General features: G+C 69.8%; 24 protein-coding genes and 1 tRNA gene. 12 read left to right on the forward strand and 13 right to left on the reverse strand.

Going from position 1 to position 25,996, the window contains the following annotated elements; genetic code table 11:
* Nucleotides 1-17: 17 nt before the first annotated feature.
* Together J8M50_RS04905 and J8M50_RS04910 are read left to right on the forward strand one after the other, a co-directional pair.
* A complete protein-coding gene (locus J8M50_RS04905; protein ID WP_010355744.1) occupies nucleotides 18-1,820 on the forward strand; it encodes a bifunctional metallophosphatase/5'-nucleotidase in 1,803 nt (600 codons plus the stop codon).
* Nucleotides 1,821-2,065: 245 nt separating this feature from the next.
* Nucleotides 2,066-2,755, forward strand: coding sequence for an ABC transporter ATP-binding protein (locus tag J8M50_RS04910; protein ID WP_010355746.1), 690 nt, complete (start codon nucleotides 2,066-2,068; stop codon nucleotides 2,753-2,755).
* Between the two features lie 13 nt (nucleotides 2,756-2,768).
* On the opposite strand, the gene J8M50_RS04915 is transcribed toward J8M50_RS04910, so the two are convergent.
* Nucleotides 2,769-4,799, reverse strand: a complete 2,031-nt coding sequence (locus tag J8M50_RS04915) for a pectinesterase family protein (RefSeq protein ID WP_010355748.1) — start codon at nucleotides 4,797-4,799, stop codon at nucleotides 2,769-2,771.
* 99 nt (nucleotides 4,800-4,898) lie between these two features.
* Here J8M50_RS04915 and J8M50_RS04920 point away from each other — a divergent pair, with 99 nt between their 5' ends.
* Entirely contained in the window at nucleotides 4,899-5,411 is a 513-nt protein-coding gene (locus J8M50_RS04920; protein ID WP_010355749.1) for a GNAT family N-acetyltransferase, read from the forward strand.
* On the opposite strand, the gene J8M50_RS04925 is transcribed toward J8M50_RS04920, so the two are convergent.
* Nucleotides 5,404-6,801 (reverse strand): M1 family metallopeptidase, encoded by a 1,398-nt coding sequence (locus J8M50_RS04925; protein ID WP_010355751.1) that lies wholly within the window; start codon nucleotides 6,799-6,801, stop codon nucleotides 5,404-5,406. The genes J8M50_RS04920 and J8M50_RS04925 overlap by 8 nt on opposite strands.
* 39 nt (nucleotides 6,802-6,840) lie before the next feature.
* On the opposite strand from J8M50_RS04925, the gene J8M50_RS04930 reads away from it, so the two are divergent.
* Nucleotides 6,841-7,341 carry a hypothetical protein gene (locus tag J8M50_RS04930; RefSeq protein ID WP_010355753.1) on the forward strand — a complete coding sequence of 167 codons (501 nt, stop codon included), beginning with the start codon at nucleotides 6,841-6,843 and terminating at the stop codon, nucleotides 7,339-7,341.
* A gap of 387 nt (nucleotides 7,342-7,728) precedes the next feature.
* On the opposite strand, the gene J8M50_RS04935 is transcribed toward J8M50_RS04930, so the two are convergent.
* The gene (locus J8M50_RS04935) at nucleotides 7,729-8,388 is read right to left on the reverse strand and encodes a hypothetical protein (protein ID WP_010355754.1); all 660 of its coding nucleotides are present in this window, start codon (nucleotides 8,386-8,388) and stop codon (nucleotides 7,729-7,731) included.
* Nucleotides 8,389-8,391: 3 nt separating this feature from the next.
* Complete coding sequence (locus tag J8M50_RS04940) at nucleotides 8,392-9,081, reverse strand: pentapeptide repeat-containing protein (protein WP_010355755.1); 690 nt, start codon at nucleotides 9,079-9,081, stop codon at nucleotides 8,392-8,394.
* 192 nt (nucleotides 9,082-9,273) lie between these two features.
* On the opposite strand from J8M50_RS04940, the gene J8M50_RS04945 reads away from it, so the two are divergent.
* A complete protein-coding gene (locus J8M50_RS04945; protein WP_010355756.1) occupies nucleotides 9,274-10,242 on the forward strand; it encodes a zinc-binding dehydrogenase in 969 nt (322 codons plus the stop codon).
* Between the two features lie 41 nt (nucleotides 10,243-10,283).
* On the opposite strand, the gene J8M50_RS04950 is transcribed toward J8M50_RS04945, so the two are convergent.
* The gene (locus J8M50_RS04950) at nucleotides 10,284-11,666 is read right to left on the reverse strand and encodes an NAD(P)/FAD-dependent oxidoreductase (protein WP_010355757.1); all 1,383 of its coding nucleotides are present in this window, start codon (nucleotides 11,664-11,666) and stop codon (nucleotides 10,284-10,286) included.
* Nucleotides 11,667-11,675: 9 nt separating this feature from the next.
* Entirely contained in the window at nucleotides 11,676-12,320 is a 645-nt protein-coding gene (locus tag J8M50_RS04955; protein WP_100216807.1) for a rhomboid-like protein, read from the reverse strand.
* Between J8M50_RS04955 and J8M50_RS04960 the strand changes: the two genes are divergently transcribed.
* Nucleotides 12,319-13,236: an aminoglycoside phosphotransferase family protein gene (locus J8M50_RS04960; RefSeq protein ID WP_063748092.1), complete on the forward strand. Its 918-nt coding sequence runs from the start codon at nucleotides 12,319-12,321 to the stop codon at nucleotides 13,234-13,236. The genes J8M50_RS04955 and J8M50_RS04960 overlap by 2 nt on opposite strands.
* Before the next feature lie 98 nt (nucleotides 13,237-13,334).
* A complete protein-coding gene (locus J8M50_RS04965) occupies nucleotides 13,335-14,438 on the forward strand; it encodes a DUF4037 domain-containing protein (protein WP_010355760.1) in 1,104 nt (367 codons plus the stop codon).
* Between the two features lie 35 nt (nucleotides 14,439-14,473).
* Here the strand turns inward: J8M50_RS04965 and J8M50_RS04970 are convergent, their stop codons facing one another.
* From J8M50_RS04970 to J8M50_RS04980, 3 genes are all read right to left on the reverse strand, one after another.
* Nucleotides 14,474-15,205 carry a nucleotidyltransferase family protein gene (locus J8M50_RS04970; protein ID WP_010355761.1) on the reverse strand — a complete coding sequence of 244 codons (732 nt, stop codon included), beginning with the start codon at nucleotides 15,203-15,205 and terminating at the stop codon, nucleotides 14,474-14,476.
* A gap of 128 nt (nucleotides 15,206-15,333) precedes the next feature.
* Nucleotides 15,334-15,792: a hypothetical protein gene (locus J8M50_RS04975; RefSeq protein WP_010355762.1), complete on the reverse strand. Its 459-nt coding sequence runs from the start codon at nucleotides 15,790-15,792 to the stop codon at nucleotides 15,334-15,336.
* A gap of 209 nt (nucleotides 15,793-16,001) precedes the next feature.
* The gene (locus J8M50_RS04980) at nucleotides 16,002-17,087 is read right to left on the reverse strand and encodes an ABC transporter ATP-binding protein (protein WP_010355763.1); all 1,086 of its coding nucleotides are present in this window, start codon (nucleotides 17,085-17,087) and stop codon (nucleotides 16,002-16,004) included.
* A gap of 214 nt (nucleotides 17,088-17,301) precedes the next feature.
* On the opposite strand from J8M50_RS04980, the gene J8M50_RS04985 reads away from it, so the two are divergent.
* Nucleotides 17,302-17,375: transfer RNA gene (locus J8M50_RS04985), tRNA-Thr, on the forward strand.
* Nucleotides 17,376-17,747: 372 nt separating this feature from the next.
* On the opposite strand, the gene J8M50_RS04990 is transcribed toward J8M50_RS04985, so the two are convergent.
* The gene (locus tag J8M50_RS04990) at nucleotides 17,748-18,134 is read right to left on the reverse strand and encodes an STAS domain-containing protein (protein WP_010355764.1); all 387 of its coding nucleotides are present in this window, start codon (nucleotides 18,132-18,134) and stop codon (nucleotides 17,748-17,750) included.
* A 309-nt stretch (nucleotides 18,135-18,443) separates the two neighbouring features.
* Nucleotides 18,444-19,301, reverse strand: a complete 858-nt coding sequence (locus tag J8M50_RS04995) for a slipin family protein (RefSeq protein WP_010355765.1) — start codon at nucleotides 19,299-19,301, stop codon at nucleotides 18,444-18,446.
* Between the two features lie 1,631 nt (nucleotides 19,302-20,932).
* On the opposite strand from J8M50_RS04995, the gene J8M50_RS05000 reads away from it, so the two are divergent.
* From J8M50_RS05000 to J8M50_RS05015, 4 genes are read left to right on the forward strand one after another with little or no spacing between them, the layout of a single operon-like run.
* The gene (locus J8M50_RS05000) at nucleotides 20,933-22,129 is read left to right on the forward strand and encodes an ISAs1 family transposase (protein WP_079187963.1); all 1,197 of its coding nucleotides are present in this window, start codon (nucleotides 20,933-20,935) and stop codon (nucleotides 22,127-22,129) included.
* Nucleotides 22,130-22,157: 28 nt separating this feature from the next.
* Complete coding sequence (locus tag J8M50_RS05005) at nucleotides 22,158-23,597, forward strand: CheR family methyltransferase (RefSeq protein WP_223786285.1); 1,440 nt, start codon at nucleotides 22,158-22,160, stop codon at nucleotides 23,595-23,597.
* A gap of 22 nt (nucleotides 23,598-23,619) precedes the next feature.
* Nucleotides 23,620-24,474, forward strand: coding sequence for a GAF and ANTAR domain-containing protein (locus J8M50_RS05010; RefSeq protein WP_010358441.1), 855 nt, complete (start codon nucleotides 23,620-23,622; stop codon nucleotides 24,472-24,474).
* A 9-nt stretch (nucleotides 24,475-24,483) separates the two neighbouring features.
* A complete protein-coding gene (locus J8M50_RS05015) occupies nucleotides 24,484-25,236 on the forward strand; it encodes a GAF and ANTAR domain-containing protein (RefSeq protein ID WP_010358442.1) in 753 nt (250 codons plus the stop codon).
* A 61-nt stretch (nucleotides 25,237-25,297) separates the two neighbouring features.
* Here J8M50_RS05015 and J8M50_RS05020 read toward each other — a convergent pair whose 3' ends face one another.
* Together J8M50_RS05020 and J8M50_RS05025 are read right to left on the reverse strand one after the other, a co-directional pair.
* Complete coding sequence (locus J8M50_RS05020; RefSeq protein ID WP_158002829.1) at nucleotides 25,298-25,459, reverse strand: hypothetical protein; 162 nt, start codon at nucleotides 25,457-25,459, stop codon at nucleotides 25,298-25,300.
* Entirely contained in the window at nucleotides 25,456-25,884 is a 429-nt protein-coding gene (locus J8M50_RS05025; protein WP_010358443.1) for an ATP-binding protein, read from the reverse strand. Before J8M50_RS05025 ends, J8M50_RS05020 begins: the two co-directional genes overlap by 4 nt.
* Nucleotides 25,885-25,996 lie beyond the last annotated feature (112 nt).

The raw sequence follows: 25,996 nt of genomic DNA on the forward strand, positions 1-25,996 counted from the left end.
CATCTTCAGGGGGGCTCATGCCAGCCAGTTCCCAGCCGCACCCGGGCCGCAGACGGACGTACCGGCTACTCGCCGCAGCCGCCGCGCTCGCCACCGCCGGGGCCATGGCCGCCGCGCTGCCGGCGGACGCGCACGACGCGAAGCACGGCGGAAAGCCGCAGTTCAAGCGGTACCAGGACGTGCAGTTGCTGTCGTTCAACGACCTGCACGGCAACCTGGAGCCGCCGTCCGGCTCGTCCGGCCGGGTCACCGAGCTCCAGGCGGACGGCACGACGAAGACGATCGACGCGGGGGGCGTCGAGTACCTCGCCACGCACCTGCGCAACGCCCGCAAGGGCAACGCGTACTCGGTGACGGCGGCCGGCGGGGACATGGTCGGCGCGTCGCCGCTGATCTCGGGCCTGTTCCACGACGAGCCGACGATCGAGGCGCTCAACAAGCTCGACCTGGACGTCACGAGCGTCGGCAACCACGAGTTCGACGAGGGCGCGAAGGAACTCGCGCGCCTCCAGAACGGCGGCTGTCACCCGAAGGACGGCTGCTACACGGACACGAAGTTCACGGGCGCGGACTTCCCGTACCTCGCGGCGAACGTCCTCGACGAGAAGACCAACAAGCCGATCCTCAAGCCGTACTGGGTGTGGCGGAAGAACGGCGTGAAGGTCGGCTTCATCGGCGTCACCCTGGAGGACACGCCGGGCGTCGTCTCGGCGGAGGGCGTGAAGGGCCTCAAGTTCAAGGACGAGGTCGAGACGATCAACAAGTACGCGCGCGAACTCCAGCGCCAGGGCGTGCAGTCGATCGTCGCGCTGATCCACGAGGGCGGCCAGCCCGCCTCGCAGTCGTACAACTACAACTGCGACTCCCCGGGCGCGGGCGACGGCATCTCAGGACCGATCGTCGACATCGCGAAGAACGTCACCCCGGCGGTCGACGCGCTGGTCACCGGCCACACGCACGCGGCGTACGTGTGCACGATCAACGACCCGGCGGGCAAGCCGCGCATGGTCACCTCGGCGGCGTCGTTCGGCCGCCTCTACACCGACACGACGCTGACGTACGACCGCTGGACGGGTGACATCGCCCGTACGGCCGTGAAGTCCGCGAACCACGTCGTCACCCGGGACGTCCCCAAGGCGCCGGACATGACGCAGCTGATCGACAAGTGGAACATCCTCGCGGCGCCCATCGGCAACCGCCCGATCGGCTACATCGCGGCCGACATCCCGAACACGGGCACGGAGTCCCCGGCGGGCGACCTGATCGCGGACGCGCAACTCGCGTACGGCAAGGGCCTCGACCCGGAGACCGACCTCGCGCTGATGAACCCCGGCGGCGTGCGCGCCGGGTTCACGTACGCGGCCAAGGGCGCGGAGGGCGACGGCGTCGTGACGTACGCGGAAGGGTTCACCGTCCAGCCGTTCGCGAACACCGTCAACCTTCAGAACTTCACCGGCGCGCAGGTGATCCAGATCCTGAAGGAGCAGGTCAGCGGTACGAACGCGGCCTCACCGAAGGTCCTTCAGCCGTCCGCGAACCTCCGCTACACCCTCGACCTGACGAAGTCGGGCGCGGACCGCGTGGTCACGGACACGATCCGCCTGAACGGCGCGGCGATCGACCCCGCCGCCACCTACCGCATCGCGACGAACAACTTCCTCGCGGGCGGCGGCGACGGCTTCCCCACGCTCGGCCAGGGCACGAACGACCTCGTCGGCACGGACGACCTGTCGGCCCTCGCGCAGTACCTGACGGCGAACTCGTCGGCGGGCACCCCGCTGGCGCCTCCGACGGCGGACCGGATCACCTTCGTACGGTGAACCCCGCGTAAGCCCTCATGAAGTTCCGAGATCCCCCCGAGGACCAGTTCCCGGGGGGATCTCGCCATGTCCGGAGGCGTCGTCACCCGCCTGGCGCCGCGTACCCCGCAGGGGTTGAATCCGCCCGGCAGCTCACTCTTCGTGGTGACGCGGATGAGGTGTACGAGGGTGACGCGCCGATAGGAAGGGTGCCTGTCTCCGGGCGAGTTGCCCGGCGTCGTAGGCGTCGTAGGCGAGGAGCCCCATTGACCACCCTGTTGCGGACCGAGGGCGTGGGCAGGACGCACGCACTGCGGGGAGCGAGGATCGACCTCCTGGACGACGTCACACTCGGCGTCGAGGCGGGTCAAGTCACCGCGCTGGCAGGGGACTCGGGGTCGGGGAAGACGCTGCTGCTGCACATCCTGGCCCTCCTCGAAACCCCCGACCGGGGCCGCGTGTTCCTCGGCGGCGACGACCTGACGGCCCTGACCGGACCCGCCCGGGCCGACACCCGCCGACGCCGCCTGGGCATCGTCTTCCGCTCCCCCGACCTCCTGCCCCGCCACTCGGCGTACCGCAACGTCCTTGTCCCGTATGCCGGTTCACGCGCCGAGGGCGAACGCCGGGCGCGCGACCTCCTCGACCGGATGGACCTGACGCGGCGGGCCGCACACCTCCCCGGCGACCTGACGGACGACGAACAGCGCCGGGTCGCCCTGGCCCGCGCGCTGATCAACGACCCGCCCGTGCTCCTCGCCGACGAGCCCACGGGGGGCGCCGAGTTGATGGCGTTCTTCCGTGAACTCGCCGATGAGGGACGGGCGGTGGTGCTCGCGTCCGCCGACCCGGAGGTGTGGGGGATCGCGGACGTCGTGCACCGGTTGGAGAGGGGGGTGCTGGTCGGGGAGAGCGCCGACCCGTACTTGGAGGCCGAGGATCACCAACTCCAGTGATCCCGGGCCCAGTTCAAGAAGCCGACGGCGTCCAGTCCCCCAACCAGTCCGCGACCTCCTGCCCCGCCGCCTGCGAGTCGCTCAACTGCGGCCGTTCCGAGGACGCCGCCCCCGACCCCGCCCCCGTGTTCCGGTACTCGGCGAACCGGTCGTCCTTCCACGAGAAGCCGCCCATGTCCGTCCACGGCGTCGACTTGATGCCGCCGCCGAGGGTCGACTCGCGAACCGTGGCCTGCGGGTCGACGGTCGTGTCACCGCCGGGGTGCCAGTTCCGCCCGAGGTAGTAACTCCCGTTGGACACATCGCCGTTGACGGTGGACTTGTTGATGAGGATGCCCTTGCGCCCGGCGGCGGTGCTGGGCGCGGTGACGTACCCGGCGGAGGTGCCGTTCCAGCGCTTCTTGAGGGTGATGACCGACTTGTCCACCACGGCAGTTGCCCGGCCGAAGATGAAGTCGACGTTCCCGACGATGTACGAGTTGGCGATGTAGACCCGGCCGAGCTTGTCCTTCGCGGCGGTCTCCAACTCCAGTGTGTCCTGGTCCCCGTTGACGATCACCCCGTCGAGGACGACCCGGTCGGCCTGCGTCAGCAGCGCGACCGCCTGGTTCGCGATGTCCTGATGCGCGGCCTCGTCGAAGTCGTTGGTGACGGTCAGGTTCCTGACCTGCGAGTCGTCCGAGGAGACGGAGAGGGTGGCGCTGCCGGGCGTCCCGTACGTCCCCGAACCGTCGGGCTTCGTCATGCCCGCCGCGTTGCCGTACACGATGACCGTGTCCTTACGGCTGGCGCCCGAGCCCTGGATGGTGACGTGCGGCTTGTTCGCGGGGACCTTCACAACCTCGCGGTACGTGCCTGGCTTGACCGAAATCACCACGCGGGCCGGGTTGTTGACGGGAACGGCGTTCACGGCGGCCTGAACGGTGCGGTATTGACCGGAGCCGTCCTGGGCGACGGTCAGGGTCGTCGCCTTGAGGGCGGCCGTCGTACCGATCGAACTCCTCGGCCCCGCACCGGACTTGAGCAGCGCGGGTACGTTCGCCGTCGCGTCCAGCGTGTACGGGTAGTAGCTCTTCGGGTCCCACGTGGCGCCCGCGCCACCGCTCTCGTTGCGCCCGCTGGTCCCCGAGAACACGTTCCCCCGCTGGACGAGCGTCGCCGAACTGTCCCTGATCACCGGGTTCTTCATGCCCTGGAAGTACGAATTCTCCAGCACCATGTTCGTGTTGCCGCGCGCGTAGTTCCCGTACGACGAGGTGATCGCCGTACTCGCCTCGTCCTCAAGGTAGTTGTTGTACAGGTGCGCGTGCGCGACGTTGTCCGTCGAAGGGTTGCGCTGCTCCGTCTCGCGGATCCAGTTGTGGTGGATCGTGATGTCGGCGGTCGTGTTTTCCGTCCAGCCGATCCCGAACGCCTTGTTCTCCTGGCTGAGTCTGTTCCAGGAGACGGTCAGGTACGTCGTGTCCTTACGGCTGTCGATCAGCCCGTCCGCCATGTGCCGCAGGTCGTTGTGGTCGATCCAGACATGGTGCGCGCCGTCCATCTGGATGGCGTCGAAGTCGTGCTCCTTGTCGTTCCAAGTCCCTTGGTACGCATCCCTGATGGTCAGATTCCGGATGATGACGTTGTGCACGCCCTGCCCCAGGAAGAACCCACCGCCGACGATGTGCCCGGCGGTCCCGGACCCCACGATCGTCTTGTCGGAAGCGACCTTGATCTCCTTCCCGACCGGATCCATGGAGATCGCACCGGCCACGACGATCACGTACGGCTCACTCGCGGTCGCGTACTTCTCCAACTCGGCGAGCGTCCTGACGGTGACGGTCTTCCCGTCCCGCCCGCCATAAGTCCCGTTCTGCCCAAGCGAGTTGACGGAGGCGAACCCGTCGGCTGCCACCGCAGCCCACCCCGGCGCCGCTGCGGACGCCTCGTCACCCTTCCCGTACCCATAGACGAAGACCCCGGTAGCGGTCAGAACGAGCGGCAGCCCGACCGCCAGCGAGGTGTTACGCCGCCGATGCCTGCGAAGTGCTTTGCGGCTCATGTGGGAGACCTTTCCGTGCGGGGGAGAGTCGCTGCTCTGTCGCCGCGTCGGAGGGAAAGGTTGCCGGGTCTTCCTTGTCCGCCCCACTACCCTCGCGGCATGATCCTCGCGCCCCTCCCGCTCACCCCCGACCACGACATCCCCACCCCGATCCTCACCGAACTGACCGCCCTGTACGCCGCGAACGAGACCTTCTTCGCCCTGAGCGGCGACTTCCCTGACCCCACGGACATCCGCCCGGAGCAGATCGCGAAGGAACTGGCCGACGAACTCGCGAACCCGGACGCCGAGGTCCTGCTCGCCCGCAGCGAGGGCCAACTCACCGGTATCGCGGTCACGTTGGCACACCACCCCGACCCCCAGGACCCGGACCCCTGGATCGGCCTCCTGATGGTGAGCGAACACCGCAAGGGACACGGCCGCCGCATCGCGGAGGCGGTGGAGGACACGTTCCGCACAGCGGGCCGAACGGCAGTTCGCCTGGCGGTCCTCGACAACAACCCGCAGGGCATGGCCTTTTGGACAGCCCTCGGCTACGAACTCATCGACCGCCGAAAGGACCGCCAACTCCAGCGTCCGTGCGCGGTGTTGAGGAAGCCGCTGGTCAACTAGAGGGCTTGGACTTCCCGTACACCCACTGCTCCCACACCCCGTCCCAGTCCTCACCCGGGGCCACCTTCTCCAGGTACGCCTTCAACTCCCCGGTGTCCACGACGAGATGACGATGCTCACGGGTCCACCCCTGCACGAAGTCGTAGAACGCGTCGTCCCCCAGAATCTGCCGGATCTTGTGTACGACCATGGCGCCCCGCATGTAGACGGGCGGATCGGAGATCTGGTCGGCCCCAGGCGGATCACCCGGCGCGAACGCCCAGATCGCCTCGTTCGCCTCGGCGTCGTCGTAGTAGTCCCCGGCGTACACGGCGTCGAAGATCTCCTGAGCGGTGTCCCCGTCGTGATCCTCGGACCACAGCCACTCCGCGTACGTGGCGAACCCCTCGTTGAGCCACATGTCGCGCCAGGTCCGGGGCGTCACCGAGTCCCCGAACCACTGATGGGCCAACTCGTGGACGAGTATGGAGAGTTCAGGCGGCCCGGGGAAGAAGGGCCGGTTCTGCGTCTCCAGCGCGTACCCGGCGTCATCGGCCCGCCCGACGACAACCCCGGCCGAACGGAAGGGATAGGGCCCGAAGTTGTACGCGGCCCAGTCGAGAACATCCCCAAGTCGCCCCACAACCGCACGACTTGCGGCAACCTGCGTCGCATCGACGGCCGTGTACACCGGAAGCCCGTCAACAGCCGTACGCCGCACCTCGAACTTCCCCACCGCCAGCATCGCGAGATAGCTCGCCATCGGCTCCCCGGTACGCCAGACGAACGTACGCCGCCCCGCGCCGGCGGCCTTCTCGCTCACCAACTCCCCGTTGGAAACGGCCGTAAGGCCCTCCGGCACCGTCACTCTCAGGTCGTACGTCGCCTTGTCGGAGGGGTGATGGTTCCCGGGGAACCAGGCCATCGACCCCACGGGCTCCCCGAGCGCGACCGCGCCGTCCGCCGTGGGGAGCCACCCCTCCTCGGACCCGTCGGGGTCGGTGATCGTCTGTGGTGTGCCGGAGTAGCGGACGGTCGTCGTGAAGACCTTGCCCTCGGAGAGGCCGCTCGCGGGGCGGACCGTCAGCTCCTGCCCGGAGCGGCTCGTCCGCGCCGGTTCACCGTCGACGGTGACCTTCTCGACGTCCAGACCAGTCAAGTCGAGGTGGTACGAGGTGAGTTGCCGGGTCGCGCGCGCCGTGATCACCGCCGTACCGGTGAGATGGCGCGTCCCGGGGGCGTAGTCGAGCGTCAGGTCGTAGTGCGTGACGTCGTACCCGCCGTTCCCCGCCTTCGGGAAGTACGGGTCCCCGACACCGGCCGCCCCCTCGGCGTCGTCGCCGTCCTCGGAACTGCACCCGCCCAGGAGCAGGAGGACGGCTACGGCGGCGGCGCGGCTTCGTCTGGACATGTCGGAGATCCTAGGACGCGGCCATGACACCATCGGGGCGTGCTCGACATCGGCTATGCCCTCTCCAACCGCTTCCCGGACCCGCCGCAGACGGACTACCGGCGCGCGGACGTCCGTGCCCTGCGCCACGACCTCTTCTGCGGCGACGTGTACCTCGCGGACACGAAGGCGGACCGCGAGGTGTCCACGGCGTGGGGGTGGGTGCCGGTGCTCGACTTCGCGTGGGCGCTGTGCGACATCGTCGAGCGGATCGACCGCGACCCGGCGGGGTCCCGGGCCTCCCGGCCGCAGTACGCGGAGCTGGACTTCACCGAGTCGACCGACCGGATGGTCTTCGAGCGGCGGTTCGGGTGGGTGGACATCGAGGCGGACTGGATGCGGGTGGAGGAGGAGCCGCTGACGTTCTCCCACAGCGAGCTGCGGCGCGAGGCGCGGGACTTCCTGCACGACGTGATCGCGGACCTGACGGATCTGCACGAGGACCTGGGGGAGAACCCGGCGATCTGGACCCTCCAGGCGAAGTTTCCCCGGCTGAGCTGACCCCTGCGGGGGCGGGGGCGGGGGCGGCGGAAAGTGCCGGGCTAGGCCGTCGGGCGGCTGCGGTGCCATACGGCTGAGGTGCCGTGCGGCTGCGATGCCATGGCGGCCGGTTGCGCCCGCGCGGCGGAGCCGACTGGATGCGGGTGGAGGAGGAGCCGCTGACGGGCCGGTCGCGCCCACACGGCGGAGCCGCAGATCGACCCAGCCCCGCGCCCCCGCCGGCCTCAGCCCCGCGCCCCCGGCCCTGTACCCGCTGGCCTCAGCCCCGCGCCCCCGGCCCCGTACCGGCGCCCCAGCCCCGCGCCACCGATGCCCCCGCTCTCAGCGCCCCGCGCCCCTGAACGACGCGCCGCTGAAGAACCCGGCATCAGCACCCCGCACTGCCCGTCACATCCCCGACGCCCCCGCCGGCGCACCCCCCGCCCAGAACGTCGCCCCACCCAGCAGCCACAGCTCCGTCAACGCCGTCCCCGGCGGCAGGTACCCCTGCGACAGCGCCCCGTACCCCGTGTTCAGCCTCGGCGCCGACAGCCCCAGCAGCGCCATCACGTCGTAATGCTGCGCGTCCGCGAACACGTACCGCCCGTCCTTGCCGTCCTCCCGCGCGAGCGGCACGCAGCGCAGCACCGACTCCAGCGCCGGGATGTCGAGGGGCGCGGCGGCGAAGGGGAGGAACGCGGTGGGGGCGGCGCCGAGCGGCTCGGGCCACTCGGGGGTCCACGCGTCGGTGGGCCGCTCCCCGCTGAAGTACCCCGGCCACGAGTCGTAGACGTGCCGCAGTTCGCCGTCGTCGTACACCTGCATGACCAGTACGTCCGAGTCGAAGACGTACATCCCCAGCGTCGGGACGGACAGGCGGCGGCTCACCGCTTCCGCGAGGGTCAGCGCCTCCGTCTCCTCAGCGGGATGAATCACGGTGTGGCTGGGCCCCACCGCGAGTGCGTACCCGCGTATCGCGGGGCGGCCGGCCGCCGTCTCCTCGGAGAGCAGCGGCACCACTTCCTGGCACGGCCGCGCCACCAGTACGTTCCCGTAAAACGTGCCCATCGGTCACTCCTCCACCCTGATCCCCAGTTCCCCCGCCAGCACCGGTGCTAGATCGAGCAGCTGTGCCGTACTGATGACGGCACCGCGCAGTCGGTCCACACCGGCGGTGATGCCCAGTTCGACCGCTCCCCTCAGATCGACGTCCGACAGGGTCGCCGCGCTGAAGTCCGCGCCCTTGAGCGCGCAGTCGACGAACTCCACCCGTTCCATACGCGCGCCCGCGAAATCCGGTTCGACGAGAACGCAGTTTTCGAAAACGACATCCCTGAGACGGGCCTGCCGGAGGTTCAGGAAGTCGATCTTCCCGCCCCGTACGACCACCCTCTCCAGCACGCTCCCGAACATCTGCGTGCCGCCCAGGCGCGCCTCGATCACCTCCACGTCCCGCAGCGTCGCGTCCGCGAGGTCCGTCCCCACCCCGCGCGGCGCGGTCAGCCGGGAGTCCAGGAAGCGCGCGTTCCTCAGCCGCGTCTCGTCCAGCGAGCACCCCGTCAGCGCGCAGTCCATGAACGTCGCCCCCGCGCCGTCCTGCCCCGCCAGGTCCAGCTCCTTCAGCTCCATCCCGTCGTAATCCCCGTCCGGTTCCACCTCCCCGTCCTCGAACTCCCGCAGCTCCGGCAGCCGCAGCTCGGGCCGCCGAGCCCCCTTGACCCCGCCCCGCTTGCCGCCGCTGCCACGTCCGTTGCTCGCCATGCCCCCATCCTGCACCCCGCCACTGACAACGCCCCTGGCCTGTGGATAACGCCTGTGGATAACTCCGCCACCGGAGCCTTCGGCGACAAGCTCCTTGACCTCAAACTCCTTGACCTCAAGCGGGGTTGAGGCCGAAGCCTGGAGAACTCGTACGACAAGAACACCGGACAACCGGCATCCTCAGGGGGACCCGTGCACGCCATCCGCCTCCACACCTTCGGCCCCGCCGAGAACCTCACCTACGAACCCACCGACGACCCCCACCCCGCCCCCGGCCAGGTCCGCATAGCCGTACGCGCCGCAGGCGTCCACCTCCTGGACACAGCCCTGAGACAAGGCATCCAGGGCCCGGCCCCCACCCCCGTCACCCTCCCGACGATCCCGGGCCGCGAAGTCGCCGGCACGGTCGAATCCCTCGGCGAGGGCGTGGCCGGAACCTGGCTGGGCCGCCGGGTGGTCGCCCACCTCGGCTTCGCCCCCGGCGGCTACGCCGAACTCGCCGTCACGGACGTGACCCGCCTCCACGAGATCCCCGCCCCCCTCGACGAGGCCCAGGCCGTGGCCATGATCGGCACCGGCCGCACCGCCCTCGGCATCCTCCAGTTCGCCACCCTGACCCCCGACTCGATCGCCATCGTCCCGGCAGCGGCGGGCGGACTCGGCACGCTCCTGGTCCAGTACGCCAAACACCGGGGCGCCACGGTCATCGCCCTGGCAGGCGGCCCGGCGAAGACCGCACAGGCGCGCGCGAACGGCGCCGACCTCGCCCTCGACTACACGACCCCCGACTGGCCCCACCACCTCCGCACCTACCTAGGCCCCCGCCGCGCCACGATCGTCCTCGACGGCGTAGGCGGCGAAGCGGCCCGCGAATCGACGGCCCTCCTGACCCCCACCGGCCAACACCTGATCTTCGGCCGGTCCTCCCAGGGAGTCACCGACGGCACGGCGTACGAGGTGCCTGGCCTGTCCCAGCACGTCCTGGGCCCGGCCATGTTCGAGAAGACCCCACTCCGCACCCTGGAAGCCCAGGCGCTCGCAGAAGCCGCGACCGGCAACCTCACCCCGGCCGTCCACCGCTTCCCCCTTGCCGAGGCGGCAGCCGCCCACCGGGCCCTGGAGACCCGCAGGACGACGGGAAAGGTGATCCTGGAACCGTGACCCCGCGCGCGGGCCGGACCCACCCGCGCGCGGAGCCCTCCTCACCCCCGCCCCGCCACCACATCCGCCACCCGCGCCAACCGCGAAGACCCCGCCCCCGCCCGCATCTCCCGCTCCCTGCGGTCCGCCGCCCGGTACACCGCGTACAGCCCTCGGACCCCCACCCACCGCAGCGGCTCCGGCTCCCACTTCCGCACCCGGTGTCCCACCCACGGCAACCGGCTCAACTCCCCGTCCCCGCCGAGGACCAGCTCCGTCAGGGTGCGGCCGGCGAGGTTCGTGGTGGCGACTCCGGAGCCGACGTAGCCGCCCGCCCAGCCGAGGCCGGAGGCGGGGTCCAGGGTGGCTGTGGCGCACCAGTCGCGGGGGACGCCGAGGACGCCGGACCAGGTGTGGTCGATCCGTACGCCGCGCAGGGCGGGGAAGAAGTCGGTGAGCACCGCGCGCAGGGCGTCGACCGTCGCCCCGGGGGTGCGGCCGTCCGCGTCCGCGCGCGAGCCGAAGCGGTACGGGACGCCCCGCCCGCCCAGGGCGATCCGCCCGTCGGCGGTGCGCTGTGCGTACATGTACGCGTGCGCCATGTCGCCCAGCGCCTCGCGCGCGTGCCAGCCGATCTCCTCCCAGAGGGCCTCGCTCAGCGGCTCGGTGGCGATCATCGAGGAGTTCATCGGCAGCCAGGTGCGCCGCTGCCCCTTCAGCTCGGACGTGAACCCTTCGGTGCACCGCAGGACGTACCGCGCGCGCACGGTGCCGTACGGAGTGACCGCCTGTCCGGGACGGATCTCCGTCACCGCCGTCCCCTCGTGGACGGTCACGCCGAGTCGTACGACGGTCTCCAGGAGCCCCGTCAGCAGCTTGACGGGGTGCACGCGCGCGCCGTGCGGCGTCCATGTGGACCCCAGCGTGTCGACGATACGGATCCGTTCCGACGTCTCGGCGGGCCCGTACAGCTCGCGGTCGGTCTCGCCGTACGCCAGCTCGTGCTCGTGGAACGCGCGCAGGCGCGCGAGCTGCGCGGGCGTACGGGCGACCTCCAGGACGCCGCCCCGGTGGATGTCCGCGTCGATCCCCTCGGCCTCGGTGACCGCGACGACCTTGGCGACGGTGTCGTTCATGGCCCGCTGGAGCCGTACGGCGGCCTCGTGGCCGTGCACGCGCGCGTACCGGTCGCGTCCGGCGATCCCGTTGTACAGCCAGCCGCCGTTGCGCCCGGAGGCGCCGTACCCGCAGAACGCGCGCTCCAGGACGGTGACCGCGAGCGAGGGGTCGGCCTTCTTGAGGTAGTACGCCGTCCACAGCCCGGTGTATCCGCCGCCGACGATCACGACGTCGGCGGTCGTGTCCCCGGGCAGCGGATCGCGCTCCCGGGGGAGGCCGTTCTCGGCCCACCAGAAGGAGACACCGCCGTTCGCGAAAGCACCCATGCGCGGACGTTAGCCCGTCCGGGCGAGGGCTGTCCCCTTCGGATCCCGTCGTCCCTTGGTCATCGGATACGCCGCCAGCCCCAGCAGTACGGCGATGAAGTGCCCGAGGTCCGTGAACGTCGGCGTGACCGCCATGGGCGCCGCGAAGAACACCAGGAGCCCCGCCGCCCACACGTACCGCCACGGCGCCCGCAGGCGGTACGTGAGGACCGCCGCGACCCCGGCCAGCGCGTAGCTCACCCCCACGTCCAGCGTGTTCATCGCCGACCTCGGCGCGATCCCCTGCTCGATCGCGACCAGGAGCGCCCCCTCGCTGATGAGCGTCGCCAGCACGTGCGCGCCGGCCGCGACGGCCAGCCAGCGCATGGTCCCCAGCCAGCGCTCCACGGGCGCGTGGACCACCGAGTACAGCGCCGCGTACGGCAGCCAGTACCCGCCGTCCAGCCACATCGCGCTCGCGAGCAGCACGCGCACGGGGTTGTCCGACAGCTCGTGCAGGTTCGTCGACCGCTGCCGCAGGAACTCCTCCTCGAACTGCGGCGACATGCGGTGCGCGGCGGCCGTCGTGAACAGCAGGATGCCCAGCCAGACGTACGTCCCCGGGGAGCGCCGGACGTACCTTCCGACTGCCCGCAGTCCGCGCTTAATTCGCATGAGCGGATTCACGCGGTTCAGTATCGTCCGAGTGGTGATCGACATTCCGCAGGGATTAGTGAAGTCTCAGCAAAGGGCGAACGGGGCGGCCGGAGTGGCTTTCCTGGAAGGGCTGCCGGCGCTCGCGCAGGAGTTCCTCGCAGGCTGGGACCTGCGGCTCGACGGACCGTCGATGCACGGCATGTGCGCGCTGATCCTGCCCGTCGTCCGTACGGACGGCCTGCGCGCCGTCCTGAAGCTGCAACTCCTCGACGAGGAGAGCGAGGGCGAGGCGGTCGCCCTGCGGCTGTGGGACGGCGACGGAGCGGTCCGGCTCCTCGACCTCGACGACGCCACCGGGACGATGCTCCTCGAACGCCTCGACCCCACGCGCATGCTCGCGCGCGTGGCCGACGCCCACACCTCCGTCGAAGTCATCACCGGGCTGCTCGCCCACCTCACCGCCGGGCCCGCGCCGCAGGGCATGCGGCGGCTCGCCGACATCGCCGCGTCCATGCTGGAGCGCACGCCGGCCGCGCTGGCCCGCATCCCCGACCCCGAGCACCGCCGTATCGTCGCCGACTGCGCCTCCGCCGTCGCCGAGGTCGTCGACGAGCCCGGCGACCGGCTCCTGCACTGGGACCTCCACGACGAGAACGTCCTCGCCGCCGACCGCGCGCCCTGGCTCGCCATCGACCCCAAACCCCTCGCCGGCGACCCCGGTTACGACCTCTGGCCCGCCATCGCCAACCGCTTCGACGCGGACGACATCCGCTGGCGCTTCGACGCGATGACCTCCGGCCTCGGCCTGGACCGCGCCCGAGCCCGAGCCTGGACCCTGGGCCGCCTCCTGGAGAACTCCCTCTGGAACATCGAGGACGGCGAACCGCTCGACGAGGAGGACCTGGAAATCGCGCGGCGACTTCGGAGTTCCTGAGGGCGGCGGCACGAAGAACGAGGAGGATCAGGAAATTGCGTGACGACTCGGGAACTCCCGGCAAACACGGCACGTTGGACCCGACAACAGCCCGATCCTTGGCATCGAGAACAGAGCGACAAGCCTTCCTCCCCGGCCTCACCCTGGCCCGCCGCTTCTACGCCGAGGCCGTCCGCCCCCTCCTTGCCGGCCTCCCCCACTCGGCCGCCCGGATCGGCCCCGGCTCGGAGGTCCTCGGCTACGACACACCCCGCTCCGCCGACCACGAGTGGGGGCCGCGCCTCCAGCTCTTCGTACGCGACGACGACCCCGCGGCCCATGACGTCCTGAGCGCCCACCTAGCGGAGAACCTCCCGAAGACCTTCCTCGGCCACTCCACCCACTTCGCCCTCACCGGCACCGACGGCGACCGCGACATCCGCGTCATGACCCCGGCCGACGGCCCCGTCCACCACCGCGTCGAGATCACCACCCTCCCCGCCTGGCTCACCCGGACCCTCGGCTTCGACCCCACGAGGGGTGTCACCCCGGCGGACTGGCTCACGACCCCGACCCAACGCCTGGCCGAGGCCACGGCAGGCGAGGTCTTCCACGACGGCCTCGACACCCTCGTACCCGCCCGCGAGGCCCTCTCCTGGTACCCGCCGGACATCTGGCGCCACGTCCTGGCCGCGCAATGGCAACGCGTCGCGCAGGAAGAGGCGTTCGTGGGCCGCAGCGGAGAGGCGGGCGACGAACTGGGCTCCGCCGTCACCGCCGCCCGCCTGGTCCGCGACCTGATGCGGCTGTGCCTCCTGATGGACCGCCGCTATCCCCCGTACGGCAAGTGGCTCGGCACAGCCTTCTCCCGCACACCCCTCGGCGCCCGCCTCACCCCCGTACTCCGAGCCACCCTCACCGCCTCCGACTGGCCCATTCGGGAAGCCCAACTGGCGCACGCATACGAGGAGATAGCCACCGCGCACAACGCACTCGGCCTCACCGACCCCCTCGACCCCACCACCCGCCCCTACCACTCCCGCCCGTTCCGAGTCCTCCGCGCCGACCGCTTCGCCGAGGCCCTCACGGCGACCATCACCGACCCGACGATCCGCGCGCTGCCGCTGCTGGGCGCGATCGACCAGTACATCGACAACGCGGACGCGCTGAACATGCCGAAGGCCCAGCTCAGCACCGCACTGAACCGGGCCTTCGAGGACTAGGGGGCGATCACATCCCGCGCGGGGTGCCGCCTCGGTCAACGCCCCAGTGCCGAAAGCTCCTTGGCCGCCTCGGTCAAGTCCTTGGCCGTGTCGATGGCTCGCCAGTACGCGCCCTGCGGCAGCGGGAATCCTGCCAGCCTCAGTTCCCGCGCGAGCTGGGGGAACGTGCTCCGTTCGTGGTCCCCCCGCTCCGGGAGGAGTTCGGCGAACTCCGGTGAGAACACGTACACGCCCGCGTTGATCTCGAACGTCGAGGGCGGGGACTCTATGAAGTCGGTGACGTGGCCGAAGCCGTCGGTCTGGACGGCGCCCCAGGGGATCCGGGGGCGCGCGAGCGCGATCGTCGCCACGGCGTCGCGTTCCGTGTGGAAGTCGGCCATCTCCCGCAGCGAGAACCGCGTCCAGATGTCGCCGTTGGTGGCGTACCAGGACTGGTCGGGGTGCGGCAGCCGGGCCGCGGCGTACCGGAGCCCCCCGCCCCGCCCGAGCGGCTCGGGCTCGACAACGGTGGTGACGGTGACCGGCAGGTCGGTCTCGTCCAGCCACTTCTGGAGGACGTCCGCGAGGTGCCCGCAGGAGACGACGACGTCGGTCACCCCCTCCTCCGCGAGCCAGTTCAGCTGGTGCCCGATGATCGGCGTCCCCGTCCCCGGGATCTCGACCATCGGCTTGGGCCGGTCATCGGTGTACGGGCGCAGACGTGAGCCCTGGCCCCCGGCGAGGATGACGGCTTGCGTGGGCCGCGACGCGGCGTGCGGGTCGGTCATGACCGCACTGTACGAGACGGGGGTGAGGGGGGTGCGGGGAAGGGGTTCTTACGCGGGCATGGGCCGACCCCGGGGGTTCATGTCCCCGGGGCCGGTCGGCGGCGTACGGCGGTCGGCGTGCGGTCGGCTCAGCTCGTGTGCGCCGCGAGGACGCCGGACGCGAAGGACGTGTCACAGACGGGGCGGGAGAAGGACTGGGCGCGACTGGGACCGTACGCCCGGACGGCGGCGCGGCCCAGCGCCCGCGCGATGGACGCGCAGTGCTTCGCGAGCGCCGGCTTGCCGTTGACCGCCTGCTGGAGGTGGGTCAGGGCGATGCCGGGGTCCTTCTGCTGGAGCTCCGTGAGGAGCTGGTCGCGCAGGAGGTCCTGCGGGGCGCGGGCGACGCTGTCGTGGCCGGTGCGTGGCGCGGAGACGTCGGACGCGGTCAGCACCGAGTCCGACGGGTCCCCGGTCCAGTTCACCCGGGTCACCGCGAGGGTCCCGGAGAGCACCATGACGACAGGCAGGACGAGGGCGAGGGAGCGACCGATCCGGCGGGCGGGACCCCGGCCGCCGCGTCGCGTCCGCGTGGTGGTGTGCTCCACGGAGCGCTTCGAGTGCTTCACGCCAGTGATGGTAGCGCCCGGTAATGATTTGGAGACATTTAGTCACCCGGATGGGGGACGATGAAGTGGCGGTTATTGGGTAGAGGGTTGACGTTCGTGCCCGAAAAGTCGGGAGTGCCGGGGATTTTCGGGGGAACGCGGAAGGACCCCGCGACCTTCCGGCCACGGGGTCCTTCACCCAGCTCGCGTCAGTCCGACAGGCGCGCGCCCGTCGAGGTGGAGAAGACGTGGGTCTCGCCCGCACGCGGGACGACGGAGAGGGTGGAGCCCTTCTCCGGGACGGCACGGCCGCTGACACGGACGACGAGGTCCTTGGACTCCTCGCCGACCTTGGCGGTGCCGTAGACGTACGCGTCGGCGCCGAGCTCCTCGACCACGTTCACGGTGACGACGAGGCCCTTGTCGGTCTCGGTCGCGACCTCGAAGTGCTCGGGGCGGACGCCGACCGTGACCGTCTTGTCGGTGGTCGCGGAGAGCGCGTCGCGCTGGACCGGGACGACCGCGTTGCCGAACTTCACGCCGCCGTCGGCGATCGGGACCTCGACGAGGTTCATCGCCGGGGAGCCGATGAAGCCGGCGACGAAGAGGTTCGCCGGGCGGTCGTACATGTTGCGCGGGGTGTCGACCTGCTGGAGCAGACCGTCCTTGAGGACCGCGACGCGGTCGCCCATCGTCATGGCCTCGACCTGGTCGTGCGTGACGTACACGGTCGTGATGCCGAGGCGGCGCTGGAGGGACGCGATCTGCGTACGCGTCGACACACGGAGCTTGGCGTCGAGGTTCGACAGTGGCTCGTCCATGAGGAAGACCTGGGGCTCACGCACGATCGCGCGGCCCATCGCGACACGCTGGCGCTGACCGCCGGAGAGCGCCTTCGGCTTGCGGTCCAGGTAGTCCGTGAGGTCGAGGATCTTCGCGGCCTCCTCGACCTTCGCGCGGATCTCCGCCTTCGGGACGCCGGCGATCTTCAGGGCGAAGCCCATGTTGTCGGCGACCGACATGTGCGGGTACAGCGCGTAGTTCTGGAACACCATGGCGATGTCCCGGTCCTTGGGCGGCAGGTGCGTGACGTCGCGGTCGCCGATGCGGATGGCTCCGCCGTTGACGTCCTCAAGACCCGCGAGCATCCGCAGGGAGGTCGACTTTCCACAGCCGGACGGGCCGACGAGGACCAGGAACTCCCCGTCCTCGATGTGGATGTCGAGCCCGTCGACGGCGGGCTTCTCGGTGCCCGGGTAGATCCGGGTCGCCTTGTCGAAAGACACAGTGGCCATGGTGCTAGGCCCCCTTCTACCGGCAGGAACGTGCCGGACGATCCGTTGTAGGAAGGTGGTGGTGTAGTCCACGGGTGGACTGCCTCAGGACGCTACCTCGCGTTTTCCGGTATGTCAGCACCTGGGGGACTGTGAACTTCGCGGAAATTTTCGCCGGGGCGGCGGATCGGCTTGGGTACACTGCACGGGTCGCGTACGCAGTCGCGTACATCACGCCTCCTTAGCTCAGCTGGCCAGAGCAACGCACTTGTAATGCGTAGGTCGTCGGTTCGAATCCGACAGGGGGCTCTCTTCCAGGCCAGGTCAGATGCACCTCTGACCTGGCCTTTGTCGTTCAACGGGACGCGGCGTCGCGCGCGGGCCGCCCGGCTGTCGGTGGTCTCATTGCTGGTCTCAATGGGGGCCCGATCTTGCGGGTTGCTGCCCACGCGGGGCGGTTCATGCGCATAGCTCCGGCCTACCGCAACGATCATGAAGCGTCGGCCCCCCACCCACCACTGCGAGTTCAACCTCAGCAGGTCCTACGTTGTTCGTGGGTTGGACGACAACTCGACGCCGAGGAGACCCGGGTCAGGGACCTGGCCGTAGAGTGCCTGGACGCATCGGACCGACCGAGTCCCGCTTCTTTTCCGTCCGGTCCGATCCTGTGCGCGCTGGGCATCACCCTGTGGCTTCCGATTCCGAGTCGGCGAGTGCCAGGGCTTCTTCCAGCGCGGCGAGTGGGGTGAACCGGCCGTTGAGGTTTCCCGCGTGCAGGATCCGCAGGATCATCGGCTGGGGGCAGACGAGCAGCAGCCATCCGCTCCGCTCCGTGACCCGCCGTTCGGCGTGGCACAGCAGTCGCAGTCCGGAACAGTCGAAGAACTCCACCGGAGTCAGGTCGATGACCACGGTTTGCCCGGGAGCGGCTGTCGCCGTGTCCAGGTCCGGCAGGATGTGCTGGGCGGCGGCGATGTCGATCTCGCCGCGGAACTCGATGACGGTGACTCCGCTGACCTGGTGGGTGTGGATGTACCCGACGGGCCATGCGCTGTTGTCATGCTGCACGGCGTTACCCCCGGTGAGCCCGGCTGCCCGATACGACCGGGAGCGGGGACGCATTTTCACCACCAGGGACTGGGGCGGCAACAGGCGCCCAGCGTATGCCCCATTGCTATCGCTTGTATGACAAAAGATTCCCTGCAAGCGAGGTTCACTCGATGGGGCGATTTTCAGCGCATCCGCTTGACATGCGTGGCTCGGCCATCCAACGCGTTCGTACGTCAAGGGCCTTTGGTCTCAGAGTCGTTGCCCGGCCGTGGCGCGTGACCGGCCGGCGCTTCTGCGACCGCCGGTCACACGGTCTCCGACCGCCGGTCACACGGTCTCGGGTACGCCGTTCGATGCCGGGGCAGGGATCGTCTTGGCGGGGAGTTCGGCGGGCGGCACCGTGGCCGTGGAGGCTGCCGCTGTCTCGCGGGCGAGGAAGGAGCCGAGTTCGCCGATGGTGCTCATGAGGGGGGCAGGGAAGACGACGGTGCTGTTCTTGTCGACGGCGATCTCCACCAGGCTCTGCAGGTTGCGCAGTTGGAGGGCCAGGGGGTGGGCCATCATCGTGTCGGAGGCGTCGCCGAGCGCGGCGGCGGCCAGGGACTCACCCTCGGCGTTGATGATCTTCGCCCGCTTCTCCCGCTCGGCCTCGGCCTGGCGGGCCATGGCGCGCTTCATGCTGTCGGGCAGCTGGATGTCCTTGAGCTCGACCAGGGTGACCTCCACGCCCCATTCGACGGTGGCGACGTCGAGGATCTGGCGGATGTCGAGGTTGATGCGGTCGGTCTCGGAGAGCGTCTCGTCGAGGGTGTGCCGGCCGACGACCTTCCGCAGGGTGGTCTGGGCGATCTGGTTGATCGCCGCGTGGACGTTCTCTACGGCGATGACCGACTTCACCGCGTCGACCACCCGGAAGTAGGCGACCGCCGACACGTCCACGCTCACGTTGTCCCGGGTGATGATGCCCTGGGACTGGATGGGCATGGTGACGATCCGCAGTGACACCCGGTGCAGGACGTCGACGAACGGGATGATGATCCGCAGCCCCGGATCGCGGGTTCCCACCAGACGGCCGAAGCGGAACAGCACGCCGTTCTCGTACTGCTTGACGATTTTCACGGCCATCGCGAGTGCCAGGACGGCAAGAACGGCGACGACGACCAGAAGGAAGACGAGGACTCCCATGTGCTGCTCCTCAGGTTGAGGACCGCGTCGGTGTCGCGCGAGGTCCCGGGGACGGGGGATGAGGCGGCAGCGCGTGAGCCACGGAGGGGCACCGGCACGTTGTCCGGGTGCCCGGGCCGTCGTGACAGCCGCGCTGTCACCAGAGGGGCGCGGAGCGCGGTGCGGACCGCGGGTCCGTCATGTGTCCAGCATCCCCTGCCGAGCGCGCCCGCCGCTTGGGCCGAACGGTCCCCGGAGTGTCCGGTTCCACCCAGGGGCGTTCAGCCGTTGTCGGCGGGGAGAGGCATGGGGCGGCCGGGGAGCCCGGAGGCCTTCGCCGCCGGCGTGGTGTCCGGCAGGACCAGCCCGCGTACCCGGGAGTCCGGCCCGTCTGCCGGGGATCCTGGATGGTAGGGCTCAGGACTTGGAACCGGGGAATCTCGTTCTGATCCAGGAAGGTCTTGCGAGGCGCCTTGGGAGGTGGCTTTTCGGAGTGGGCCGTTGCGATGGTGAGGAGTTCGGCGATGAGATCGCGGGAGTAGGGCCACCGGACGCCGTCGAATCCGCCTGAGACAGCTTTGTAGGGCGCCGGCGAAAGCCGTACCGGCAGAGGTGGCGGCAGCCACGCCGCCCCGGTGTCGTTGTTTCTCACCGCCGAAAACTCGTCAAAGCGTGAGGACGGCACCGAGGTCCCCTCCCCGCCGTCTCACACCGACCCGTCCCCACCACCCCACCCGGGGCGTACACGAGTACACCCCGGCCTCGAACAGGGCGGGGAACGACGATGGGCTGGAGCCACGTTGTCGGCGATGCGGCTCCAGCCCCCTCGCAGTGGTTCAGACAGTCACTGCGGCCCGGGGACAGGGGGCCGAAAGATACGGGGCCGGTAACCCTCCACCGGCCGCAGCCGGTGAAACACTCGAAGGCCCCTCCGACCACGCTATACCCGACCCAGTGACGGCGGCAGTACGCGAACCGTCCGGTACCGGCCCACAGCCTGTTGTGCCAGTGGTGCAGGGCGCCCGTGGTGAGGAAGAGGAAGGGGGTGCCCGCGCATGTGCGGACACCCGGCGGCCGAGCTCCCGCCCATAGCCGCCGCGGTCCCGACAGCGCCGACTCTGTCCGGACCGCCCCGGGCGAAGCACTGGCCCTCCCGGTTCCGGGGAACACGGGTCCGCCTGGTGCCTTCGCCGCATACCTCCCGTCCACCAGACTTCCGCTCCGCAGCTCCGCCGGACAGGAGCCGGACGGCCCGGCGGGCAGCACCGCCCGGCCCCGATTCCAGGGCCGGGTGGCCCTGCCTGCCTGGCCACTTCGGCGGCATCAGCACGCGTCGATACCCGGTCAGGCGGAGATCGTCCGTGCTCACCCGCCGATGGGAAAAGGGGAAGCGGCCCCAGGGAAGTGGCCGGTGTCAGCGCCGGTGCCCCGGACATACGCGGGCCGGACGGATTCGTGGGGGGCCTCGTTCCCGTGTCCGTCACACAGACGCAGGGCTCCGTCAAGTTCCGTGATTGCGTGGAGGGTTGGCGATCAGGCCGGTAGGGGCGGACAGCAGAGCAGGCACGGGGGTTCGTGATCATTGTGGTGTCGAAGCCAGATGATCACGAGGACGTCCCGTGCCTGCTGTTGCATCTTCCCCTATCCCTGCCGTGCTGGAGAAGCTGGGTCCGCTGGATGCGGACCGGATCGCTGACCTGCGTCCCTACCTCGAATCGGTTCCGGATCCGCGCTCGCGCCGGGGCCGGTGGTACTCGCTGACGGCGATCTTGCTGGTGTGTGCCTGCGCGGCCGTCTGCGGAGCGAAGAGCATCGACGAGCTCGCCGAGTTCGGCGAGCGGGCCACGAACTCGCTGCTGGCATCCCTCGGGGTACGCCGTCACCTGCTCGGCTGGCGGCGCAGCCCCAGGCCGGTCACTCTCGGACGCGTTCTTTCGGCACTTGACGGCGACGCCCTGGACCAGGCTGTGGGCGCCTACCTGGCCGACCGGCACCGCATCACCGCGTCCGCGGAAGTGCCCGAGGCCCGATCGCGGCAGGTCATCGCCGTGGACGGCAAGGCCCTCAGGGGCTCAGCCCGCCTGGCCGCGCCGCGCCGTCACCTGCTCTCGGCGGTCACCCACGACCGCGTCGCCACGATTGCCCAGGTCGAGGTCGGTGCGAAGACCAACGAAGTGCGCCACTTCAAGCCCCTGCTGGCGCCACTCGACCTCGCCGGCACCGTCGTCACCTTCGATGCCCTCCACTCGGTGAAGGCCAACATCACCTGGCTGGCCGAGACGAAGAAGGCCCACTACATCGCCGTCATCAAGACCAACCAGCCCACCGCCTACGCCCAGCTCGCCGCCCTGCCCTGGACGTCGATCAAGGTCCAGCACACCACCTCCGCCACCGCCCACGGCCGCCGCGAGTCCCGCTCGATCAAGACCTGCGCCATCGCCGACAACCTCGGCGGCATCGCTTTCCCCCACGCCCACCTCGCCATCCGGGTCCACCGCCGCCGCAAGCCCACCGGTCGGCCCGAAACCCGCGAGAACGTCTACGCGGTCACCAGCCTCGCCGCCCACCAAACCCGCCCCGCCGACCTCGCCACCGCCATTCGCGGGCACTGGGGAATCGAAAATTCCTCCCACTACATCCGAGACGTCACGTTCGCCGAGGACGCCTCGACCATTCACGCCGGCACCACGCCCCGCGCCATGGCCACCATCCGCAACCTCGCCATCGGCACCCTGAAGATCCTCGGAGCCGACAACATCGCCAAGACCACCCGCGCCATCCGCCACGAACCCGAACGAGCACTCGCCATCCTGGGCATCACCAACACCCCGGACACTCACGGAACTTGATCGAGCCCTGTGCCTGCGCCGCGTCAAGATCTATGCCACGGACGTCGACGAGGAAGCGCTGCGCGAGGCCCGGTCCGGCCTGTACACGGCGAAGTCGTTGGAATCGCTTTCCCCCGAGGTGCGGGACAAATACTTCGAACAGAACAGCGCGCAGTTCAGCTTCCGCCCCGATCTGCGACGTCGGGTGATCTTCGGGCGGCACGACATCACCCGTGACGCCCCGATCTCCCGGCTCGACCTGCTCGTGTGCCGGAACACGCTGATGTACTTCAATGTCGAGGCACAGACGCAGATCGTCGACCGTTTCCACTTCGCTCTGCGCCCCAGCGGCTTCCTCTTCCTCGGCAAGGCCGAGATGCTCCTGAACGACAGTGAGCGCTTCGAAGTGGTGAACATGCGTCAGCGTGTTTTCCGACGGAGGGCCGGCAACAACGGGCCGACCTACCATCCGGCGCCCTTGAAGATCAGGACAGGCGCAGGCGCCGAGGTACAGTCGGCGGCGCGCGCCCGCCAGTTGCGCGACCTCGTACTCGACGCCGGGCCCACTCCGCTGATCGCCCTCGACAGCGACGGAACCGTCGTGACGGTGAACAACCAGGCGAGGACCCAGCTCGGCCTGACCACCGGCGACATCGGCCGTCCCTTCCAGGACCTGGAAGTCTCCTACCGGCCGGTCGAACTCCGTTCCCTGATCGACCAGTCCATGCACGAGCGCCGGACCCTCCGGGCGAACCGGGTCGAGCGCCGGACGGGCGAGAGCGTTCAGTACTACGACATCCTCATCCAGCCGCTCTCCGGACCCAGTGGGCTGCACGTCGCCACCGTGATCTCGTTCACCGACGTGACTGTCGCCACGCATCTGAAGGCCGAGGTCAAGAGGGTCCGGGAGGAGCTGGAGACAGCGTACGAGGAACTCCAGTCCACCAATGAGGAGTTGGAGACCACCAACGAGGAACTCCAGTCCAGTATCGAGGAGCTGGAGACCACCAACGAGGAACTCCAGTCCACCAATGAGGAGTTGGAGACCACCAACGAGGAACTCCAGTCCGGAAACGAGGAGCTGGAGACGATGAACGAGGAGATGCGCATCCGCACGGACGAACTGGACGAGGCCAGGGCGTTCCTGGAGGCGGTTCTGACGAGCATCGCGGCGGGTGTGGTGGTCCTGGGCAGGGACCTGAAGGTCAAGAGCTGGAACCGGGGCGCCGTCGACCTGTGGGGGCTGCGCGCGGACGAGGTGATGGGCCAGCCCTTCTTCGAACTGGACTTCGGGCTGCCCACGAAGGAGCTGCGGCCCGTCGTGGACCGGTGCATGGAGACCCGCAGCCGCTCCGGCCCGGTCGGCGTCGAGGCCCTGAGCCGCATCGGCCGGCCCATCAACTGCGACGTGTTCTTCTCCCCGTTCGGCGGGAACCACGGCGGTGTCGTCCTGATGATGGAAGAGGGCCGAAACGATGTCGCCGACTGACTCCGCAGCGTAGCCTTGGCTCATGGACCCGGAGGGGCACAGGGCGGACCTCGGTCTGGCAGCGGTCGCACGGCGGCGTGCCGCGCTGGCCCGTGAGCGCGCGGACCGGGCGGAGAAGGCGGCCGAGCGGCACGAACTGCTGGCGACGAAGCCCGGCCAGGAGATCCATAGCCATATCGCGAGGACACACCGCAGAACCGCCGAGTGCCATCGCGCCTCGGCCCGCCTCCAGGACAGCTTCGCCCTCCGCGCGACGGCCTGGGCCGGGGACCGGGGTACCCGGCCCCGGTTCATGACGGTGGTCGCCGAGGCGTGTGGAACCGACAGTGCGGCGATCGCACTGCTCGACGCCGATCGGAACCAGCTCGCGGTCGCCGTGTCCGACCACCTGTCGAGTACGGCTCAGGACCTGGAATACGTCCTCGGTGAAGGTCCGGGTCGGGCCGCGGCCGCGGGACATCGTCCGATGCATGTGTCCAGGCCCGAGATCGAGGCGCGCTGGCCGGAGTACGGGGCTTCCCTGATCCCGCTGGGCATCAACTCGGTGGCCGCCGTACCGTTGCGGACGCAGGACGGTTGTATCGGGTCACTGACGGTTCTCAACCCTCGTCCCGCAGACGTGAGGCCCGCCCGCCTCGCCGAGATCGCCGAGGTCCTCACCCACATCGTGCTGCTCGACCCCGACGCCGACCCGGACCTCTACGGTGGAACCAGCGTGCGAGCCACCGTGCACCAGGCGGTCGGCGCGCTGTCCGAACAGATCGGTTGCTCCATCGCCGACGCACTTGCACTCATCAAGGCCCGGGCGTTCGCCGAGGAGGTCTCTCCCGACGTCGTCGCCCGGCAGATCCTGCACGGAGACCGCAAACTCATCTGAGGAAGAGACATGATGACGCCCGACCAGCGGCTGGCCGACGCGTTCGTGGCCCTGGCCAGCAGTACAGCGGACGATTCGGCGGGCGTTCCCGGGCCCCTTTCCGTCCTCGCGCACCGTGCGCCAGTCCTGCTCGGCACCTGTGCCGCAGCCGTGGTGTTCGCTCCGAAGGGCTACGACGCGGTGCATGTGGCGGGCTCCAACCCCCAGGTGTCCCGCCTGGAACGCGAGGCCGTCGGATGGCAGGAGGGCCCCGGCCACGACTGCCACCAGGCAGGCGCAGGGACCTGGACCGAGATGGCTCTCGACAGCCGTCCCACCAGACAGCGATGGCCTCACTACACCCCACAGGCGCTGCGGCTGGGCTACACCCACGTCGCGGCCCTCCCCTTGCGCGAGAACAGCGAAACGATCGGTGCGTTCGTCCTGTTGTCCGACGCACGGCATGCCTTGCCCCCGGCGGCGCTGGTTCTCGGCCGGTCGCTCGCGGACTTCACCGCCGTCCTGCTGGAACGCGCCCGCGAGGCCGACCGCAGCCGGACGCTCACCGCCCAGCTCGAACAGGCGTTGACCAGCCGCGTGGTCATCGAACAGGCCAAGGGAGTGCTGTCGACTCTCCGCGGGGTGTCCCTGGACGAAGCCTTCGGTCTTCTGCGCAAACACGCCCGCTCAGGTCAGCGACCGCTGAAGGACGTGGCCCGCGAGGTGGTCGAAGGACACGCGGATCCCGAGCTGACCGATCCCGCCGTCGTGAGGCATGGGTGACGGACGCCCGGTACGCCGCTGTCGCGGGGCTCGGCGTCCCGGCAGTGGGGGTCCTCGGTGTTCACCGGGGTCCGTGCTTCGCGCGCGCGTCGCGGTAGGCGTCCCAGAGGTTCTGGCCCGTCCCGCATCGGCTGGTTCCCGCGCAACTCCCGCACGTACGGGAGTGGTTGAACCAGCGGCGGTACGAGCGTACGGCGGGGGCGCGGAACCTGAGAAGTCTCATCGGGGGCCTCCGGAGGGCGAGGGAACGGGGGTGAGTTTCAGCGTCGCGAAGACGTACTTGCCGCGTCCGGCGGTCCGGGCGCCGAGGCAGCCGCCGTACTCGGCGGTCACGGCCTCGACGATGTCCAGTCCTCGGCCGCACTCGGCGTCGGCGGGGGCGGTTCGCCGCACGGGCCGGCCGGGGTTCCCGTCGTACACCTCGACGACGAGTTCCTCATCGGTCACCGTGAACCGGACTTCCACGCGGGCGGTGCCGGGGGCGTGCCGCGTCGCGTTCGTCACGAGTTCCGATACGACGAGTACGGCGGCGTCGGTCACCTCCGCGTCGTACTCCCCGGCGGCCATGGCATCGCGTATGACCCGGCGGGCCCGGCCTGCGGCCTGGTCGTCGTTGACGAGCGTGACGGACCACTCCACTCGGGACATGCGCTTGCCTCCCGCTGCATCGGGTGCCTGGGTTGCTCGGTAGCATGAGCCACCGCGAACTCAAGTCGCAAGCGGAACAACTAAGTTGTTCACTAGGACGAGTGAAGGTCAC

It is taken from the genome of Streptomyces acidiscabies (genome assembly GCF_020010905.1).
Classification (GTDB): Bacteria; Actinomycetota; Actinomycetes; order Streptomycetales; family Streptomycetaceae; genus Streptomyces; species Streptomyces acidiscabies.

What these genes read in the sequence shown, in the direction of transcription:
- J8M50_RS04905 (WP_010355744.1), top strand. Translation starts at nt 18, where the DNA reads ATGCCAGCCAGTTCCCAGCCGCACCCGGGCCGCAGACGGACGTACCGG.
- J8M50_RS04915 (WP_010355748.1), bottom strand. Translation starts at nt 4,799, where the DNA reads ATGAGCCGCAAAGCACTTCGCAGGCATCGGCGGCGTAACACCTCGCTG.
- J8M50_RS04920 (WP_010355749.1), top strand. Translation starts at nt 4,899, where the DNA reads ATGATCCTCGCGCCCCTCCCGCTCACCCCCGACCACGACATCCCCACC.
- J8M50_RS04925 (WP_010355751.1), bottom strand. Translation starts at nt 6,801, where the DNA reads ATGTCCAGACGAAGCCGCGCCGCCGCCGTAGCCGTCCTCCTGCTCCTG.
- J8M50_RS04935 (WP_010355754.1), bottom strand. Translation starts at nt 8,388, where the DNA reads ATGGGCACGTTTTACGGGAACGTACTGGTGGCGCGGCCGTGCCAGGAA.
- J8M50_RS04940 (WP_010355755.1), bottom strand. Translation starts at nt 9,081, where the DNA reads ATGGCGAGCAACGGACGTGGCAGCGGCGGCAAGCGGGGCGGGGTCAAG.
- J8M50_RS04950 (WP_010355757.1), bottom strand. Translation starts at nt 11,666, where the DNA reads ATGGGTGCTTTCGCGAACGGCGGTGTCTCCTTCTGGTGGGCCGAGAAC.
- J8M50_RS04960 (WP_063748092.1), top strand. Translation starts at nt 12,319, where the DNA reads ATGAGCGGATTCACGCGGTTCAGTATCGTCCGAGTGGTGATCGACATT.
- J8M50_RS04955 (WP_100216807.1), bottom strand. Translation starts at nt 12,320, where the DNA reads ATGCGAATTAAGCGCGGACTGCGGGCAGTCGGAAGGTACGTCCGGCGC.
- J8M50_RS04970 (WP_010355761.1), bottom strand. Translation starts at nt 15,205, where the DNA reads ATGACCGACCCGCACGCCGCGTCGCGGCCCACGCAAGCCGTCATCCTC.
- J8M50_RS04980 (WP_010355763.1), bottom strand. Translation starts at nt 17,087, where the DNA reads ATGGCCACTGTGTCTTTCGACAAGGCGACCCGGATCTACCCGGGCACC.
- J8M50_RS04995 (WP_010355765.1), bottom strand. Translation starts at nt 19,301, where the DNA reads ATGGGAGTCCTCGTCTTCCTTCTGGTCGTCGTCGCCGTTCTTGCCGTC.
- J8M50_RS05010 (WP_010358441.1), top strand. Translation starts at nt 23,620, where the DNA reads ATGGACCCGGAGGGGCACAGGGCGGACCTCGGTCTGGCAGCGGTCGCA.
- J8M50_RS05015 (WP_010358442.1), top strand. Translation starts at nt 24,484, where the DNA reads ATGATGACGCCCGACCAGCGGCTGGCCGACGCGTTCGTGGCCCTGGCC.
- J8M50_RS05020 (WP_158002829.1), bottom strand. Translation starts at nt 25,459, where the DNA reads ATGAGACTTCTCAGGTTCCGCGCCCCCGCCGTACGCTCGTACCGCCGC.
- J8M50_RS05025 (WP_010358443.1), bottom strand. Translation starts at nt 25,884, where the DNA reads ATGTCCCGAGTGGAGTGGTCCGTCACGCTCGTCAACGACGACCAGGCC.